The organism is Streptomyces herbicida (genome assembly GCF_032656585.1).
In the GTDB taxonomy this organism is placed as follows: Bacteria; Actinomycetota; Actinomycetes; order Streptomycetales; family Streptomycetaceae; genus Streptomyces; species Streptomyces herbicida.
This window is the reverse complement of the sequence record NZ_JAUYWJ010000012.1, coordinates 225,177-240,630: the sequence shown is the minus strand read 5'-3', so window position 1 is coordinate 240,630 and position 15,454 is coordinate 225,177. Positions and strand designations below refer to the sequence as shown.

Sequence of the window (15,454 nt, the reverse complement as noted above, 5' to 3'; positions counted from 1 at the left end):
GTGCGGACCCTGGCGTACGGTTCCTGGCCCTCGCCCGTCGACGCGGCCCTGGCCGCCGCGCACGACGGATCCCCCGAGTGGGTGGACTTCGTCGGGGACGAGATGTGGTGGACCGAGCCGCGGCCCGAGGAGGACGGCCGGCGGACGCTGGTGCGCCGGCGGGCGGACGGCCGGGAGGAGTCCGTTCTGGCCGCTCCGTGGAACGTGCGCAGCCGGGTGATGGAGTACGGCGGACGGCCGTGGGCCGGGACCGTGCGGGGCGAGGGGCCGTTCGTGGTGTTCACGCACTTCGCGGACCAGCGGCTGTACGGGTACGAGCCCGGCGGCGAGCCGCGCCCGCTGACCCCCGTATCCCCGGTGGGAGGCGGACTGCGTTGGGCGGAGCCGCAGTTGGACCTGCAGCGCGGCGAAGTGTGGGGCGTGCTCGAGGAGTTCACCGGAGAGGGTCCCGGCGATGTGCGCCGTGTCCTGGCCGCGGTGCCGCTGGACGGATCGGCGGCGGCGGACCGGGGTGCCGTACGTGAACTCACCGAGGAACGCCACCGGTTCGTCACCGGTCCCCGGATCTCGCCCGACGGACGGCGCGCCGCCTGGCTCGCCTGGGACCATCCGCGCATGCCGTGGGACGGGACGGAGCTGGTCGTGGCCGAGATCGGCGACGACGGCACGCTGCGCGGGGCGCGGACGGTGGCCGGGGGACCCGAGGAGGCCGTCGCCCAGGTCGAGTGGTCGGCGGACGGCCGGCTGCTGTACGCGAGCGACCGCGGCGGCTGGTGGAATCTGTACCGGGACGGCGAACCGCTGTGCCCGCGCGAGGAGGAGTTCGGCGGACCGCTGTGGATGCTCGGCCACCGCTGGTTCGCCCCGCTGCGGGGCGGCCTGATCGCCGTCGTGCACGGCCGCGGTACCACCGCCCTCGGGATACTGGACCCGGAGACCGGCGAGGTCGTCGACGCGGCCGGGCCGTGGACCGAGTTCGCGCCCACGCTCGCCGTGCACGGCGAGCGGGTCGTCGGCGTCGGCGCCAGCCCGCGCAGCGCGTACGAGGTCGTGGAGCTGGACATACGGACCGGCCGGGCCCGGCCGGCCGGTGCCCCGCACCAGGACCCGGTGGACCCCGCCTACTACCCCGAACCGCAGATCCGCACCTTCACCGGACCCGACGGACGCGAGGTGCACGCCCACATCTACCCGCCCCACCATCCCGGCTGCGTCGCCCCCGCCGGCGAGCTGCCGCCGTACGTCGTCCGGGCGCACGGCGGACCCACCGGCAGGGCGCCGCTGGTGCTGGACCTGGACATCGCCTACTTCACCTCTCGCGGCATCGGGGTCGCCGAGGTGAACTACGGCGGCTCGACCGGGTACGGCCGCGCGTACCGCGAGCGGCTCCGCGAGCAGTGGGGCGTCGTGGACGTCGAGGACTGCGCGGCGGTGGCGCTGGCCCTCGCCGACGAGGGCACCGCCGACCGGGCCCGGCTCGCGATCCGGGGCGGCAGCGCCGGCGGCTGGACCACCGCGGTCTCCCTGACCGGAACCGACGTGTACGCGTGCGGCACGATCCGCTATCCCGTGCTCGACCTCGCGTCCTGGGGCTCGGGGGAGACCCACGACTTCGAGTCCCGGTATCTGGAGAGCCTGGTCGGGCCGCTCGCCGAGGTCCCGGGCCGGTACGCGGAGCGCTCGCCCGTCGAGCACGCCGACCGGCTCACCGCGCCCTTCCTGCTGCTCCAGGGCCTGGACGACGTCATCTGCCCGCCCGCGCAGTGCGAGCGTTTCCTCGCCCGCATCGAGGGGCGGCGGGTGCCGCACGCGTACATCGCCTTCGAGGGGGAGGGACACGGGTTCCGGCGGGCCGACACCCTGGTGCGCGCGCTGGAGGCGGAGCTCTCGCTGTACGCTCAGGTGTTCGGGCTGAACCCGCCCGGAGTACCGAAGCTGGAGCTGGCCAAGTGAAACAACTCCTACGGCCGTCCCGGCTGGCCCCGGGCGCCCGGGTGGCCGTCGTCGCTCCCAGCGGACCGGTCGCCGAGGAGCGCCTGCAGTCCGGCCTCGACCTGCTGCGCGGGTGGGATCTGGAACCGGTGGTCGCCCCCCACGCCCTGGACGTGCACGAGGCCCTCGGCCACCTGGCGGGCGCCGACGCCGACCGCGCCGCGGACCTGGAGCGCGCCTGGTGCGACCCGTCCGTGGACGCCGTGTTCTGCGCCCGTGGCGGATACGGCGCACAGCGCATGGTCGACCTCCTCGACTGGGAGGCGATGCGCGCCGCCGGTCCGAAGGTGTTCGTGGGTTTCAGCGACATCACCGCCCTGCACCAGGCCTTCGCCACCCGGCTGGGCCTGGTCACCCTGCACGGCCCGGCGGCCGCGGGGGTCGACTTCATCAAGAACGAGCGGGCGCGCGAGCATCTGCGGGCCACCCTCTTCGCCCCGGAGACGGTCCGCACCCTCACCTCCCCCGGCACGGCCCTCGTGCCGGGGCGGGCCCGGGGGGTCACGCTGGGCGGCTGTCTGAGCGTGCTCGCCGGCGACCTCGGCACGCCGCACGCCCACCCGGGTACCCGGGGCGGGCTGCTGATGATCGAGGACGTCGGTGAACAGCCGTATCGCATCGACCGGCTGCTGACCCAACTCCTGCGCACCGGCTGGCTGGACGGTGTCGCGGGGATCGGGCTCGGGTCCTGGAGCGGGTGCGGCCCCTATGAGCGGGTGCGGGCCGTCCTCGCCGACCGGCTCGGCGGCCTCGGGATTCCCGTGCTGGAGGAGTTCGGATTCGGCCACTGCGAGGGGGCGTTGACGATCCCGTTCGGTTCCGCGGCCGAACTCGACGCGGACGCGGGCACGTTGACCCTGGACGAGCCCGCCCTGCGCTGACCCTCACCCGGAAGGCCGCATCGGGCGGCGCGGTCCCCGGTCAGGCCGTAGGGTGGCGAGATGCCGCACACCGCACCCCGCTATCTCGCCGAAGGCCCCCGCGTCGGTATACGCCACTTCACCTACGACGACGGTCCGGAGTTCGCGGCCCGTGTCCGGGAGAGCAAGGACCTGCACCACCCGTGGCTGTTCCCGCCGGCCACGGAGGAGGCGTACGCCGCCTATGCGGGGCGGCTGATCGAGGACCCGACCAAGGCCGGCTTCCTGGTCTGCGAGAAGGACAGTGGGGCCATCGCCGGGTTCATCAACATCAACAACATCGTGGGGGGCGGCTTCCAGTGCGGGGCCCTCGGCTACGGCGCCTTCGCCCACGCGGCCGGGCGCGGGCTGATGCGCGAGGGCCTGGACCTGGTGATCGGGCATGCCTTCGGCCCGATGCGGCTGCACCGGCTGGAGATCAACGCACAGCCCGGCAACGCCGCCTCCATCGCCCTCGCCCGCGGCGCAGGCTTCCGGCTCGAGGGCTTCTCGCCGAACATGATCTACATCGACGGCGCCTGGCGGGACCACGAGCGGTGGGCGATCACCGCCGAGATGCGGGCCTCCGGTTGATCTTCATGGTGTCGAGGTCGGTGACCGTCGACTTCAGACCGGTGAAGCCGTGGCCGAGGCCGCGCAGCGTGGCCTCGGCGCGGTCCTCGGCGATCGCCCCCGCCATCTCCTCCCCGTCGGCCGCGTCCGACACCACCACGTAGCGCATCGAGAAGTGCTTCAGCGGTGACGGCTCGTACGACAGCGTGCCCTCCTCGGTGAACCGCATGCTGGTCAGCCCGTGCTCGGCCGCCTCGGCCAGCAGCCGCTCCCGGCTCCCGTCGGTCAGCCCGTCCCAGGTGCCCCGCACGATGACCCGGTAGGTGTGCTGCTCGCTCATTGCGCCGTTCCGTCCCTCGTCGACCCCGATGAACGACCGACTGTACGTCGGCGAGGATCGCCCGCATACGGAATTTCGCGGCGCCCGTCGCCCCTCCAACCCGGGCTCGTGGCGGCCTTTGCGGAATTCTGACCGGCAGGTCCCCTGGCCGGTTCGGCGGTCGGCGGGTTCCATGGTGATCGTGACGACGATCCGACGTGAGGTACTGACGCTGCCCGCCGCGGAGTTGGGGCCGGACAACCCGCTGCCCCCGTTGCGGCCGCTCGCCGATGGGGGCACCGCCCACGCACTTGAGGCCGTGGGGGAGCACCGCATCGAGGACCGTGACCGGGGGGGCCTGCCCCGGGACATGGCCCGGCAGCTCGGTTACGAGCCGCTGCGCAGCCTGCTGCCCGTGCGCGTCCGGGACGGCTACGGCAGGGCGCGCGAGCCCCGTGCGGTCGACGCGCTCGTGATCGAGAACGACCGGCTGCGCGCCACGGTCCTGCCCGGCCTCGGCGGCCGCGTCGTGTCACTGGTCCAGCTGCCGTCCGGCCGTGAACTCCTCTACCGCAACCCGGTGTTCCAGCCCGCGAACTTCGCCCTCAACGGTGCCTGGTACTCCGGCGGCATCGAGTGGAACACGGGTGCCACCGGCCACACCACCCTCTCCTGCGCACCCCTGCACGCCGCCCGCGTCCCCGCCCCCGACGGATGGGGGCACCACCCACGCCGTTCAGGCAGTGGGGGAGAGATACTGCGCCTGTGGGAATGGGAGAGGCTGCGCGACCTGCCCTTCCAGGTCGACCTGTGGCTGCCCGACGGCTCCGACTTCCTGTTCGTCGGCGTCCGGATCCGCAACCCTCACGAGCGGCCCGTGCCCGCCTACTGGTGGTCCAACATCGCCGTGCCCGAGGAGCGTCGGGTGCTCGCCCCGGCGGAGGAAGCCTGGCTCCCCGACTGCCTTGAGGGCGTGGGCGGTACCCCCATCGGCCATGAGCGGCGACTGCGCCGGGTCCCGGTCCCCTCGTACGACGGAGTCGACCGCACGTACCCGCTCAACAGCCCGTACGCCGCCGACTACTTCTACGAGGTGCCGGACGGGCGGCGCCGCTGGATCGCCGCGCTCGACGCGGACGGACACGGGCTCGTGCAGACGTCGACCGACGGGCTGCGCGGCCGCAAGCTGTTCGTGTGGGGCTCGGGGCCGGGCGGCCGGCGCTGGCAGGAGTGGCTCACCGAACCCGGTACCGGCGGCTACTGCGAGATCCAGGCCGGGCTCGCCCGCACCCAGCTGGAGCATGTCCGACTGGAGGCGGAGAGCGAGGTGTCCTGGCTGGAGGCGTACGGCCCGTTCGACGCACCGCCGGAGGGGGAGTGGGCCTCGGTGCTGCGCACGGCGGAGGCGCGGCTGGAGGCGGCCTTGCCGCGGGCGGACGTGGATGCCGCGTACGCCGCCTGGCAGCGGTGCGCCGACACCGAACCGGGCGAGCGACTCGCCACCGGCTCCGGCTGGGGCGCGCTCGAGGTGCTGCGCGGCGATCTGAAGCTGCCCGGCACGCCGTTCGACGAGGTCACGCTCGGCGACGCCCAGTCGCCCTGGCTGGAGCTGCTGCGCTCCGGCTCCCTGCCCGAACCGCGCCGGGTGCAGCCGCCCGGCCAGACCCTCGTCGCACCGCACTGGCGGGACATGCTGGAGACCGCGCCCGCCACCCCGCTCACCGAGTACCACCTCGGTGTCGCCCAGTGGCACGCCGGTGACCGGGCGCAGGCGGTGCGCAGCTGGGAGCGTGCCCTGCCGCTCGCGCCCTCGCTGTGGCCGCTGCTGCGCTGTCTGGCGGTGGCCGACCAGGAGTCCGGCCACCACGAGCGGGCCGCCGACCGGTACGCCGAGGCATTCGACGACCTGTGCCACGAGCGGCGCGACGACGGCGACCAGTGGACAGCCGCCACCGCCGCGCTGGGCCGCGAGACCCTGCAGGCACTGCTCAGGGTCCGGCGGGCGGCCGAGGCGCGTGCCGCCTGGGAGCGGCTGCTCCCGGCCGTCCGCGAGCGGGGCCGGTTCCGGCTCCTGGAGGCCGAGCTGCTGCTCGTGGAGGGCCGGCGGGAGGAGGCCCGGGCCGTCTTCGACGACGGCTTCGAGGTGGCCGACCTGCGGGAGGGGGAAGAGGCGATCGGCCGGCTGTGGGCCCGCCTCGGCGACGATCCGCTGCCCGGCCGCCACGACTTCCGCATGCGGCCGGACGCGTCCTGACCCACCGGTGGCGCCGGTGTGGCTCAGCTCCCGTGGTCCACGTACTCGAAGATCGCCCCGTCCGGATGCATCGCGATCAGATTGCGGCCCGCCGGCGTCGCCACCGGCCCCGCGACGATGCGGGCGCCGAGCTCGGTCAGCGTCCGACGGGCGTCCTCGACGTCCTTGACGGCTATCGTCGCCGCCACCTTGCGCAGCACCTCCAGCTCGGCCTCGGGGCCGCTCATCAGCAGAAAGGAGCCGACCGCGGCGACCTGGACGCCACCGCGCTCGAACCGGAGAGCTCTGCCGTCCGCGAGGCGTTCGTAGAACGGGATCGCGGCTTCGAGGTCGTCGACGCAGATGCGCAGCGAGGCGCCCAGAATCTCCATGCGCACGAGCCTAGGTCCTGTCGTCAAATCCCCGTCGTCCGCCCGGAGGGCGGGCCCGGAGGCGTCATGGGGGTCCCCCTGCTCGAGCGAAGCCGAGAGCTCGGGGGAGCGTGCATGGCGTCGCCGGGCAGGCGGGGATTTGACGACAGGGCCTAGTTCCGGCGGCCCGGGGAGGAGATCGCTTCGGCTGATCGGCCGCGCGGCGACGGCGCGCCCGGTGGCCGCGTTACGGTCCCGCGGGTACGGGTACCCGCAGCCGCATGGAGCCCTTGGATCATCTTGAACACCTCGACAAGCAGCTGGTGGACGAGCTGGCGCAGGTGGCACGCGAGACCGTGCGCGACGAGCTGCGCGAGCAGACGCGCAAGCAGCGCCGTACGGCCATGCTGTACGGCGCGTCCGGCGCCGTCGCCCTGTACGCGGGCGGTGCCCTCGCCCTCGCCCTCGGGCTGGCCCTCGCGACCGGCCTGCCGGGCTGGGCGGCGGCGCTGATCACCGCGGCGATCCTCGGCGTGATCGCCTACGCGCTGCGCGGCATGGCCAGGCCGAGGCACCCGCACCCCGCGCCCCCGTCCCGCGTGGTCGGCGGCACCCCGCCCGCCGGGCCTCCCGGCGGCCTCGGCATCACGCAGTACCCGCCCATGCCTCCGGAGGCGCCGAACTGGCCCGGCAGCGACCCCGAGGCGCCGCACCACCGGGCGTGAGACCGGCCGGGCGCCTCGCCCGCACCACCCGGGGCGCCGACGTGCGCACGTTTGGGCGCCCCGGTCAGGGGGACGCGGTATGCCTCGGACGAGCCACACCGCCGGAGGCGTACCGTGAGTCGACCCCGCATCGTGATCGTCGGCGCCGGTTTCGCCGGGTACCGCACGGCCCGCATCCTCTCCCGGCTGACCAGGCAACGGGCCGGTGTCACCCTGCTGAACCCGACCGACTACTTCCTGTATCTCCCCCTGCTGCCCCAGGTCGCCGCGGGCATCCTGGAGCCGCGCCGGGTCACCGTCTCCCTCCGCGGCACCCTGCGCGATGTGCGCCCGGTGCTGGGCGAGGCGGACCACGTCGACCTCGACGGGCGCACCGTGCACTACACGGACCCGGAGGGCGGCGTCGGCACCCTGGCCTACGACCGGCTCGTGCTCGCCGTCGGCAGCGTCAACAAGCTGTTGCCGGTCCCTGGCGTCGCCGAGCACGCGCACGGCTTCCGGGGCCTGCCCGAGGCGCTGTATCTGCGTGACCACGTGACCCGGCAGATGGAGCTCGCCGCCACCTCCGACGACCCGAAGAGCGCCGCGGCCCGGTGCACCTTCGTGGTGGTCGGCGCCGGCTACACCGGTACCGAGGTGGCCGCGCAGATGCAGCTGCTCACCAAGGATCTGGCGCGCAGGCATCCGCTGCCGGCCGGGGTGCGGCCGCGCTGGCTGCTCCTGGACGTGGCGCCGCATGTGCTGCCGGGGATGGACGAGCGGCTCTCGATCGCCGCCGACCGCGTGCTGCGGCGGCGGGGCGTGGAGGTCCGCACGGGCACCTCCGTGAAGGAGGCCACCCATGACGGAGTCCTGCTCAGCGACGGCGAGTTCGTCGAGACGCGGTCCCTGGTCTGGTGCGTCGGCGTGCGGCCCGATCCGCTCGTCGAGGCCACGGGGCGGCCGCTGGAGCGGGGTCGGCTCATCGTCGACCCCTACCTGCAAGTGCCGGGCGGGGCGGGGGTGTTCGCATGCGGGGACGCGGCCGCCGTACCCGATCTGAACAACCCCGGGACGTTCACGCCGATGACGGCACAGCACGCCTGGCGGCAGGGAAAGGTCGCCGCGAACAATGTGGCCGCGTCGCTCGGCATCGGTGAAAGCCGCCCCTACCGCCATCGCGACCTGGGCTTCCTGGTCGATCTGGGCGGCACCGAGGCCGCCGCCGACCCGCTCGGCGTGTCCCTCTCCGGTCTGCCGGCCGCCGCGGTCACCCGCGGCTACCACCTCGCGGCGATGCCCGCCAACCGCGTCCGCGTCGCCGCCGACTGGCTGCTGGACGCCGTACTGCCGCGCCAGGGAACCCAGTTGGGGCTCGTACGGTCCTGGTCGGTGCCCCTCGACACAGCCTCTCCGGAACTGGCCCGGGTACCCGGCGGTCCGGAGCACCACCTCGCCCCCGGCCCTGTGAAGCGCGCCGACATCCCCGCGGAAGGAGACTCATGAACACCGCCGAAGTCGCCGAAGTCGCCCAGCAGTTGCGTGTGGACAGTGTGCGGGCCGCCGCAGCCGCGGGGTCCGGGCACCCGACGTCGTCCATGTCCGCCGCCGATCTGATGGCGGTGCTGCTCGCCCGCCATCTGCGCTACGACTTCGACCGCCCCACCCACCCGGGCAACGACCGCCTCGTGCTGTCCAAGGGACACGCCTCGCCCCTGCTGTACTCCATGTACAAGGCGGCCGGTGTCGTCGACGACGCCGAACTGCTCACCTTCCGCAGGCTCGGCAGCCGGCTCGAGGGGCATCCGACGTCACGGCGGCTGCCGTGGGTGGAGACGGCCACCGGCTCGCTCGGCCAGGGCCTGCCGGTCGGCGTCGGCATCGCGCTGGCGGGCAAGCGGCTGGACCGCACCGAATACCGCGTATGGGTGCTGTGCGGCGACAGCGAGCTGGCCGAGGGCTCCGTCTGGGAGGCCGCCGAGCAGGCGGCGTACGAGCACCTGGACAATCTGATCGCGATCGTGGATGTGAACCGGCTCGGCCAGCGCGGGCCCACCCGGCACGGCCACGACCTGGACGCCTACGCACGCCGCTTCCAGGCCTTCGGCTGGCACACCGTGGAGATCGACGGTCACGACCTGGAGGCGGTCGACCGTGCCTACCGCGAGGCGGAGTCCACGAGTGGGCAGCCCACCGTGATCCTCGCCCGCACCCTCAAGGGCAAGGGTGTCGCCTCCGTCGAGGACCGCGAGGGACTGCACGGCAAGCCGCTGCCCGACCCCGAGGAGGCGGTCGCCGAGCTGGGCGGCCCGCGCGACCTCCACGTCCGGGTGCAGGAGCCGCCCGGCGCCCGGATGCTGCACTCCGTCAGCACCGAGGCGCTCGAACTCCCGCGCTACGACAGGGGCGACAAGGTCGCCACCCGGGACGCCTTCGGCAAGGCGCTCGCCGCGCTCGGCACCGCCCGCGGCGACGTCGTCGCCCTGGACGGCGAGGTCGGCGACTCCACCCGTACCGAGTTCTTCGCCAAGGAGCACCCCGACCGCTTCTTCGAGTGTTACATCGCCGAACAGCAGCTGGTCGCCTGCGCCGTCGGCATCGCCGCGCGCGGCTGGGTGCCGTTCGCCTCGACCTTCGCCGCCTTCTTCACGCGCGCGTACGACTTCGTGCGCATGGCCTCGATCAGCGGCGCCGGCATCAATCTGGTCGGCTCGCACGCGGGCGTGGCGATCGGTCAGGACGGACCCTCGCAGATGGGCCTGGAGGACCTGGCGATGTTCCGGGCGGTGTACGGCTCGACCGTGCTGTACCCGTGCGACGGCAACCAGACCGCGAAGCTCGTGGGCGCCATGGCCGGCCTGGACGGCATCCGCTATCTGCGCACCTCGCGCGGCGAGAGCCCGGTCGTCTACCACCCGGACGAGGAGTTCCCGGTCGGCGGCAGCAAGGTGCTGCGCTCCTCGGAAGAGGACCGGCTGACCGTGGTCGCCGCCGGTGTCACCGTGCACGAGGCGCTGGCCGCCGCCGATTCGCTCGAGGCCGAGGACATCCGGATCAGGGTCGTCGACCTGTACTCCGTCAAGCCGGTCGACCGGCCCACGCTGCGGCAGGCGGCGGAGGAGACGGGCTGTCTGCTCACCGTCGAGGACCACCGCGAGGAGGGCGGCCTCGGGGACGCCGTTCTCGATGCGTTCCTCGACGGCAGGCCCGTGCCGCGCCTGGTCCGGCTCGCCGTCCGTACGATGCCGGGCTCGGCCGCGCCGGACCAGCAGCTGCACGCGGCGGGCATCGACGCCGAGGCGATCGCGGCGGCCGGCCGGCTGCTGGTGGAGGAGGCGGTCGTACGCTGAGCGACGACGGCGAGCGGAGGGTGCGGGCGGGCCGCCGTACGGTGCCCGTCCACCGCCCCGGCAAGGTCCTCATTCCCGGCGGTGGAGGCGCGAAGGAGTACACCAAGGGCGACATCGTCGAGTACTACCGGGCCGTCGCCCGGTTCATGCTGCCGCATCTGCGGGGTCGCCCGCTGATGCTGGAGCGGTACCCCGACGGCCTCGACGGCCCTGGATTCATGCAGAAGAACGCTCCCGACGGCTACCCGGAGTGGATCACTCGCGCCGAGGTGGCCAAGGAGGGCGGCACGGTCACGCACGTCGTCTGCGACGACACCGCCACCCTCGTCTTCCTCGCCGACCAGGCCTGCCTCACCCTGCACCGCTGGCTCTCGCGCACCGGCCACCCGGACCGGCCGGACCGGATGGTGTTCGATCTCGACCCCGCCGGCGACGACTTCGGCGCGGTGCGCCGTGCGGCCCGGTGGCTCGGCGAACTGCTCGACGAGCTGAAGGTGCCCTCGGCGCTCATGACGACCGGATCGCGCGGACTGCATGTCGTCGTGCCGGTCGACGGACGTCACGACTTCGACGAGGTACGCGCATTCGCCGGGGACGTCGCCGAGCTGCTCGCCGCCGAGCACCCCGACCGCCTCACCACCGCGGCCCGCAAGAAGGACCGCGACGACCGGCTCTATCTCGACGTGCAGCGCAACGCCTACGCACAGACCGCCGTCGCCCCCTTCGGCATCCGCGCCCGGCCCGGCGCCCCCGTCGCCGTGCCCGTCTCCTGGGAGCAGCTCGACGACCCGGACCTCGGCCCACGCCGCTGGACCGTCGAGGACGCCGCCGACCAGGCACGCAGCGACCCCTGGGCGGGCGTGCTGAGGCGGGGGCGTGCGCTGGGACCGGCGCGGCGCCGTCTCGGGGCACTGCGCGATTGAGAGCGCCCGTAAAGGTTTGGTCCACGGCTCGATGGCCACCCGGTGCAAGAGGTGGTCACGACGAACACAAAAGATACAGAAAGCGCCAAGCCTTCACGGAACGTACACAACGCCCAGGAGTCGCGAAAAGACACCGACACCGACCGTACGGACAGCCGGCCGAGCCCCGTCGAGGTGCTGCGCCAGGCGCGCGCCCAGCTCGCAGAGCTCACGGGCATGGCCGCCGAGTCTGTCACGTCCTTCGAACAGACGGAGGACGGCTGGTCGTTGGAGGTGGAGGTCCTCGAACTCGCCCGCGTGCCCGACACGATGAGCCTGATGGCGAGCTACCAGGTCGACCTCGACCCCAAGGGCCTGCTCACCGGATATCACCGGACCCGCCGCTACGAACGGGGGCGGTCCGACGCACATAGGCCGGGCGGCCGCTAGCCGAGCCGCCCGCGACCGACACTTTCCCGGACAAGGAGGACCAGTCGGCATGACAGTCGTCCCCGCACAACAAGCCAGCGGTGGAGGCGGCAGCAGCGGCCTCTACGACGTGCTGGAACTCGTTCTCGACCGAGGACTCGTGATCGACGCGTTCGTACGGGTCTCCCTGGTCGGCATCGAGATCCTGAAGATCGACGTACGGGTCGTCGTGGCCAGCGTCGACACCTACCTGCGCTTCGCCGAGGCGTGCAACCGGCTCGACCTGGAGGCGGGCCCGCGCAAGAGCCCCGGCCTTCCCGACCTGGTCGGCGAGATCACCGAATCCGGCGCGCGCGGCAAGTCCAAGGGCGCGCTGTCCGGTGCCGCCCAGACCGTCTCCGACGCCTTCAAGCAGGCACGTGACGAACGCTCGGGCGACGAGGCCGAGGCCGAATCACGGCCGCGGCCCCGCAGGACCGCACGCAGGAAGGAGGAACAGGAGTGAGCACATACGTCTACGGCATCACGGCCGCCGCGCACCCCTCCCTCCCCGAGGGCATGGGCGGCGTCGGCGACCCGCCGCGGCCGGTGCGCATCCTGAAGGAGGGCGACCTGGCGGCCGTCGTCAGCGACGCCCCCGAGGAACTGCGCCCCAAACGCAAGGAACTGCTCGCCCACCAGAGCGTGCTCGCCGAGACCGGAGGGGCCGGCTCCGTGCTGCCCATGCGGTTCGGCAGCGTCGCCCCCGACGACGACAGTGTCACCGGTGTGCTCGCCGAGCGCGCCGACCACTACGCGGAGCGCCTGCGGACGCTCGACGGGAAGGTCGAGTACAACATCAAGGCCTCGCACGTCGAAGAGGCCGTCCTGCACCAGGTGATGGCCGGGAACCCGGAACTGCGGGCCCTCGCCGAGGCCAACCGCAAGGCGGGCGGCGGCAGTTACGAACAGCGGCTGCAGCTCGGTGAAATGGTGGTGGCCGCGGTGCGGGCTCGCGAGGCCCAGGACGCCGTCGAACTGCGCGAAGCCCTGGAGACGGAGGCCGCCGCCGTGAGCGCGGGCCCCGAGTCCACCGGCTGGCTGGCCAATGTGTCGTTCCTGGTGGCCAAGGACTCGGCCGAGACGTTCCTGGCCGCCGTCGAGCGGTTCCGGGCCGGGCACCCGCACCTCGAGGTGCGCGCCAACGGGCCGCTGCCGCCGTACAGCTTCGTCGAGCCGGGCCCGGCCGCACCGGCGGGCACCACGGCGGGCGGCGCACAGAACGGATCGGAGCAATGACATGGGGCTGCTTGGAGAGGTGGTGCTCCTCCCGCTGGCACCCGTGCGCGGTGCCGGATGGGTGATCAGACAGGTGCTGGAGGAGGCGGAGCGGATCTATTACGACCCCGCCGCGGTCCGGGCCGAACTGGCCGCCCTCGAACAGCGGCTGGAGGCGGGGGAGATCGATGAGGACGAGTTCGACCGGCTCGAGGACGGACTCCTCGACCGGCTGGAGATCGCCCTGCGCCGAGGCGCGGGCACTGACAAGGGGACACACCTATGAACCGCATGGGACTGGGCCTCGCACTAGGGGCCGGATACGTCCTCGGACGGACGAAGAAGGCGAAGCTGGCGTTCGCGCTCGGCACGCTGGCGGCAGGCAAACGGCTGCACCTCAGCCCGCGGATGCTCGCGGACCTGGCGTCTCAGCAGCTGCGGGACAACCCGCAGTTCAAGGAGATCGGGGACCAACTGCGCGAGGACCTGCGCGGCGTGGGCCAGGCGGCCTCAGGCGCCATGGTCGAGCGGCAGATGGAGGCCCTGGCCGACCGCCTGCACGGGCGCACCGCCGATGTGCGCGACCAGCTCACCGGGCTCGGAAAGCTCGGTCCGCAGAAGGGCTCCGCGGACCAGGAGGACGAGTACGAGGAGCCGGAGGCCTCCGCCGACGAGGAGGAGACCGAAGAGGCTCGTGACGAGCGCAAGGCCGGATCCGGGCGGTCCGAGAAGGAGCCGGCGCGGGAGGCGGACCGGAAGGCCCCCGCCAGGAAGGCGCCCTCCGCCGCGAGGGCGGCGAACAAGGCACCGGCGAAGAAGACCGGCCAGAAGGCTCCCGCCAAGAAGGCAGGGGCGAAGGACACGGCTGCCAAGAAGACGAGGGCCACGGGCGGGAGCGCCGCACGAGGCGCCCGGACCCGGCTTCCGAAGGGAGGCGACGAGTCATGACGGACACCCTCGGATCCGCGCGGTCCGCGACGTCGTCCGCGGCCGGACAGGCCAAGGACAACGCGCTCGGCCGGCTGGCGGAGAGCGAGGCTGCCGACCGGCTGAAGGCCGAGGTGCAGGAGTACCTCGCCGCCCAGGCCGAGCGCATGCTGGTCGGCGTCGGCCGCAAGCTGGGCGAAACCACCGGCAAGCTCAACGACATCGCCGAGGGCAAGAGCCCCGGCTTCGCCAAGCTCGCCCTGGACGCCGGGCGCAAGGTCGCCGAGGGCAAGGGGCCGGTGCGCTCCGCGGTGGAGCTCGGCTTCTCACACGCCAAGGACAACGTGGTCGGCGCCCTGAAGAACCTCGGCGGCGGCAAGGGCAAGCGCAAGGGCGGCGCGGGCCAGAAACCCACGGTCATCATCGAGTACATCGATGTCGGCGTGCCGCTGCGCACCGCCTACGACCAGTGGACCCAGTACCAGGACTTCAGCACCTTCGCCAAGGGTGTCAAGAGTGCGAGCCGCACCGACGACACCCACTCGGACTGGCAGCTCAAGGTCTTCTGGTCCAACCGCGGCTGGAAGGCCCACACCACCGAGCAGATCCCCGACTACCGCATCCAGTGGTCGTCGGAGGGAGCCAAGGGCACCACGAAGGGCGTGGTCTCCTTCCACCGGCTGGAGGACAACCTCACCAGGGTCCTGCTGGTCATGGAGTACTACCCCAAGGGCTTCTTCGAGAAGACCGGCAACATCTGGCGCGCCCAGGGCCGCCGGGCCCGGCTCGACCTCAAGAACTTCGCCCGCTTCATCACCCTCAAGGGCGAGGCCGAGGACGGCTGGCGCGGTGAGATCCGCGACGGCGAGGTGGTCCAGAGCCACGAGGACGCCGTCGCCGAGGAGGAGGAACAGTCCGACGAAGAGCGGCGCCCGGAGGCCGAGGACGAGAATGGGGACGAGAGCCAGGACGAGGAGGAGAACGAAGCCGAGGAGTACGAGGCCGAGGACGAGCAGGAGCCGGAGGAGGACGAAGCCGAGGACGAGTACGACGAGGAGGAGCCGGAGGCCGAGTACCAGGGCGAGGATGAGGACGAGTACGAGTCCGAAGAGGAGCCCGAGGACGAGTACGCCGGGAGCAGGAGCCGTCGATGACGATGCCCAGCAGGCTGCCGGAGCCGTACGGCCAGGGCAGCAGCGCCAACCTGGCCGACATCCTGGAGCGGGTGCTCGACAAGGGCATCGTCATCGCCGGCGACATCCGGATCAACCTGCTCGACATCGAACTGCTCACGATCAAACTGCGGCTCATCGTCGCCTCGGTGGACAAGGCGAAGGAGATGGGCATCGACTGGTGGGAGAGCGACCCGGCCTTGTCCACTCGCGCCCGCCGCGACGAACTCACCAGGGAGAACGCCGAGCTGCGTGAACGACTGGCCGAGCTCGAGCCGGACCGTGCCCGGCTCGAGCCGGACCGTGACCGGAAGGAGGCCCGATGA

17 protein-coding genes are annotated in these 15,454 nt (G+C 72.7%); 15 read left to right on the top strand and 2 right to left on the bottom strand.

The window, feature by feature from the left end; all coding sequences use genetic code 11:
• Genes Q8A52_RS25675 through Q8A52_RS25665 form a run of 3 tightly spaced genes read left to right on the top strand, consistent with a single transcriptional unit; the run spans position 1 to position 3,485 of the window.
• Positions 1-1,953, top strand: a complete 1,953-nt coding sequence (locus Q8A52_RS25675; protein ID WP_408649244.1) for a S9 family peptidase — start codon at positions 1-3, stop codon at positions 1,951-1,953.
• On the top strand, positions 1,950-2,873 hold the full coding sequence (locus tag Q8A52_RS25670) for a S66 peptidase family protein (RefSeq protein ID WP_316755622.1): 924 nt from the start codon (positions 1,950-1,952) through the stop codon (positions 2,871-2,873). The genes Q8A52_RS25675 and Q8A52_RS25670 overlap by 4 nt, the downstream gene beginning before the upstream one ends.
• A gap of 60 nt (positions 2,874-2,933) precedes the next feature.
• The gene (locus tag Q8A52_RS25665; RefSeq protein WP_316755620.1) at positions 2,934-3,485 is read left to right on the top strand and encodes a GNAT family N-acetyltransferase; all 552 of its coding nucleotides are present in this window, start codon (positions 2,934-2,936) and stop codon (positions 3,483-3,485) included.
• Here the strand turns inward: Q8A52_RS25665 and Q8A52_RS25660 are convergent.
• The gene (locus Q8A52_RS25660) at positions 3,457-3,804 is read right to left on the bottom strand and encodes a DUF6204 family protein (RefSeq protein ID WP_316755618.1); all 348 of its coding nucleotides are present in this window, start codon (positions 3,802-3,804) and stop codon (positions 3,457-3,459) included. The genes Q8A52_RS25665 and Q8A52_RS25660 overlap by 29 nt on opposite strands.
• Positions 3,805-3,976: 172 nt before the next feature.
• On the opposite strand from Q8A52_RS25660, the gene Q8A52_RS25655 reads away from it, so the two are divergent.
• Complete coding sequence (locus tag Q8A52_RS25655; RefSeq protein WP_316755616.1) at positions 3,977-6,037, top strand: DUF5107 domain-containing protein; 2,061 nt, start codon at positions 3,977-3,979, stop codon at positions 6,035-6,037.
• A gap of 23 nt (positions 6,038-6,060) precedes the next feature.
• On the opposite strand, the gene Q8A52_RS25650 is transcribed toward Q8A52_RS25655, so the two are convergent.
• Positions 6,061-6,408 (bottom strand): VOC family protein, encoded by a 348-nt coding sequence (locus tag Q8A52_RS25650; RefSeq protein WP_316755614.1) that lies wholly within the window; start codon positions 6,406-6,408, stop codon positions 6,061-6,063.
• Between the two features lie 260 nt (positions 6,409-6,668).
• On the opposite strand from Q8A52_RS25650, the gene Q8A52_RS25645 reads away from it, so the two are divergent.
• The 11 genes from Q8A52_RS25645 (at position 6,669) to Q8A52_RS25595 (ending at position 15,454) form a co-directional block, all read left to right on the top strand.
• On the top strand, positions 6,669-7,112 hold the full coding sequence (locus Q8A52_RS25645) for a phage holin family protein (RefSeq protein WP_316755612.1): 444 nt from the start codon (positions 6,669-6,671) through the stop codon (positions 7,110-7,112).
• Between the two features lie 114 nt (positions 7,113-7,226).
• The gene (locus Q8A52_RS25640; protein WP_316755610.1) at positions 7,227-8,597 is read left to right on the top strand and encodes an NAD(P)/FAD-dependent oxidoreductase; all 1,371 of its coding nucleotides are present in this window, start codon (positions 7,227-7,229) and stop codon (positions 8,595-8,597) included.
• Entirely contained in the window at positions 8,594-10,441 is a 1,848-nt protein-coding gene (locus Q8A52_RS25635) for a transketolase (protein WP_316755608.1), read from the top strand. Before Q8A52_RS25640 ends, Q8A52_RS25635 begins: the two co-directional genes overlap by 4 nt.
• Entirely contained in the window at positions 10,438-11,364 is a 927-nt protein-coding gene (gene ligD / locus Q8A52_RS25630) for a non-homologous end-joining DNA ligase (RefSeq protein WP_316755761.1), read from the top strand. The genes Q8A52_RS25635 and ligD overlap by 4 nt, the downstream gene beginning before the upstream one ends.
• Positions 11,365-11,415: 51 nt before the next feature.
• Positions 11,416-11,793, top strand: coding sequence for a gas vesicle protein GvpO (locus Q8A52_RS25625; RefSeq protein WP_316755606.1), 378 nt, complete (start codon positions 11,416-11,418; stop codon positions 11,791-11,793).
• A 49-nt stretch (positions 11,794-11,842) separates the two neighbouring features.
• Positions 11,843-12,277, top strand: coding sequence for a gas vesicle structural protein GvpA (locus Q8A52_RS25620; RefSeq protein WP_316755604.1), 435 nt, complete (start codon positions 11,843-11,845; stop codon positions 12,275-12,277).
• A complete protein-coding gene (locus Q8A52_RS25615; protein WP_316755602.1) occupies positions 12,274-13,050 on the top strand; it encodes a GvpL/GvpF family gas vesicle protein in 777 nt (258 codons plus the stop codon). Before Q8A52_RS25620 ends, Q8A52_RS25615 begins: the two co-directional genes overlap by 4 nt.
• Position 13,051: 1 nt before the next feature.
• A complete protein-coding gene (locus Q8A52_RS25610; protein WP_316755600.1) occupies positions 13,052-13,315 on the top strand; it encodes a gas vesicle protein GvpG in 264 nt (87 codons plus the stop codon).
• Positions 13,312-13,977: a DNA primase gene (locus Q8A52_RS25605; RefSeq protein WP_316755598.1), complete on the top strand. Its 666-nt coding sequence runs from the start codon at positions 13,312-13,314 to the stop codon at positions 13,975-13,977. Before Q8A52_RS25610 ends, Q8A52_RS25605 begins: the two co-directional genes overlap by 4 nt.
• Entirely contained in the window at positions 13,974-15,110 is a 1,137-nt protein-coding gene (locus Q8A52_RS25600) for an SRPBCC family protein (RefSeq protein ID WP_316755596.1), read from the top strand. Before Q8A52_RS25605 ends, Q8A52_RS25600 begins: the two co-directional genes overlap by 4 nt.
• Positions 15,107-15,454: a gas vesicle protein gene (locus Q8A52_RS25595; protein ID WP_316755594.1), complete on the top strand. Its 348-nt coding sequence runs from the start codon at positions 15,107-15,109 to the stop codon at positions 15,452-15,454. The genes Q8A52_RS25600 and Q8A52_RS25595 overlap by 4 nt, the downstream gene beginning before the upstream one ends.

What these genes read in the sequence shown, in the direction of transcription:
- Q8A52_RS25665 (WP_316755620.1), top strand. Translation starts at nt 2,934, where the DNA reads ATGCCGCACACCGCACCCCGCTATCTCGCCGAAGGCCCCCGCGTCGGT.
- Q8A52_RS25660 (WP_316755618.1), bottom strand. Translation starts at nt 3,804, where the DNA reads ATGAGCGAGCAGCACACCTACCGGGTCATCGTGCGGGGCACCTGGGAC.
- Q8A52_RS25655 (WP_316755616.1), top strand. Translation starts at nt 3,977, where the DNA reads ATGGTGATCGTGACGACGATCCGACGTGAGGTACTGACGCTGCCCGCC.
- Q8A52_RS25650 (WP_316755614.1), bottom strand. Translation starts at nt 6,408, where the DNA reads ATGGAGATTCTGGGCGCCTCGCTGCGCATCTGCGTCGACGACCTCGAA.
- Q8A52_RS25645 (WP_316755612.1), top strand. Translation starts at nt 6,669, where the DNA reads ATGGAGCCCTTGGATCATCTTGAACACCTCGACAAGCAGCTGGTGGAC.
- Q8A52_RS25635 (WP_316755608.1), top strand. Translation starts at nt 8,594, where the DNA reads ATGAACACCGCCGAAGTCGCCGAAGTCGCCCAGCAGTTGCGTGTGGAC.
- Q8A52_RS25620 (WP_316755604.1), top strand. Translation starts at nt 11,843, where the DNA reads ATGACAGTCGTCCCCGCACAACAAGCCAGCGGTGGAGGCGGCAGCAGC.
- Q8A52_RS25610 (WP_316755600.1), top strand. Translation starts at nt 13,052, where the DNA reads ATGGGGCTGCTTGGAGAGGTGGTGCTCCTCCCGCTGGCACCCGTGCGC.
- Q8A52_RS25605 (WP_316755598.1), top strand. Translation starts at nt 13,312, where the DNA reads ATGAACCGCATGGGACTGGGCCTCGCACTAGGGGCCGGATACGTCCTC.
- Q8A52_RS25600 (WP_316755596.1), top strand. Translation starts at nt 13,974, where the DNA reads ATGACGGACACCCTCGGATCCGCGCGGTCCGCGACGTCGTCCGCGGCC.
- Q8A52_RS25595 (WP_316755594.1), top strand. Translation starts at nt 15,107, where the DNA reads ATGACGATGCCCAGCAGGCTGCCGGAGCCGTACGGCCAGGGCAGCAGC.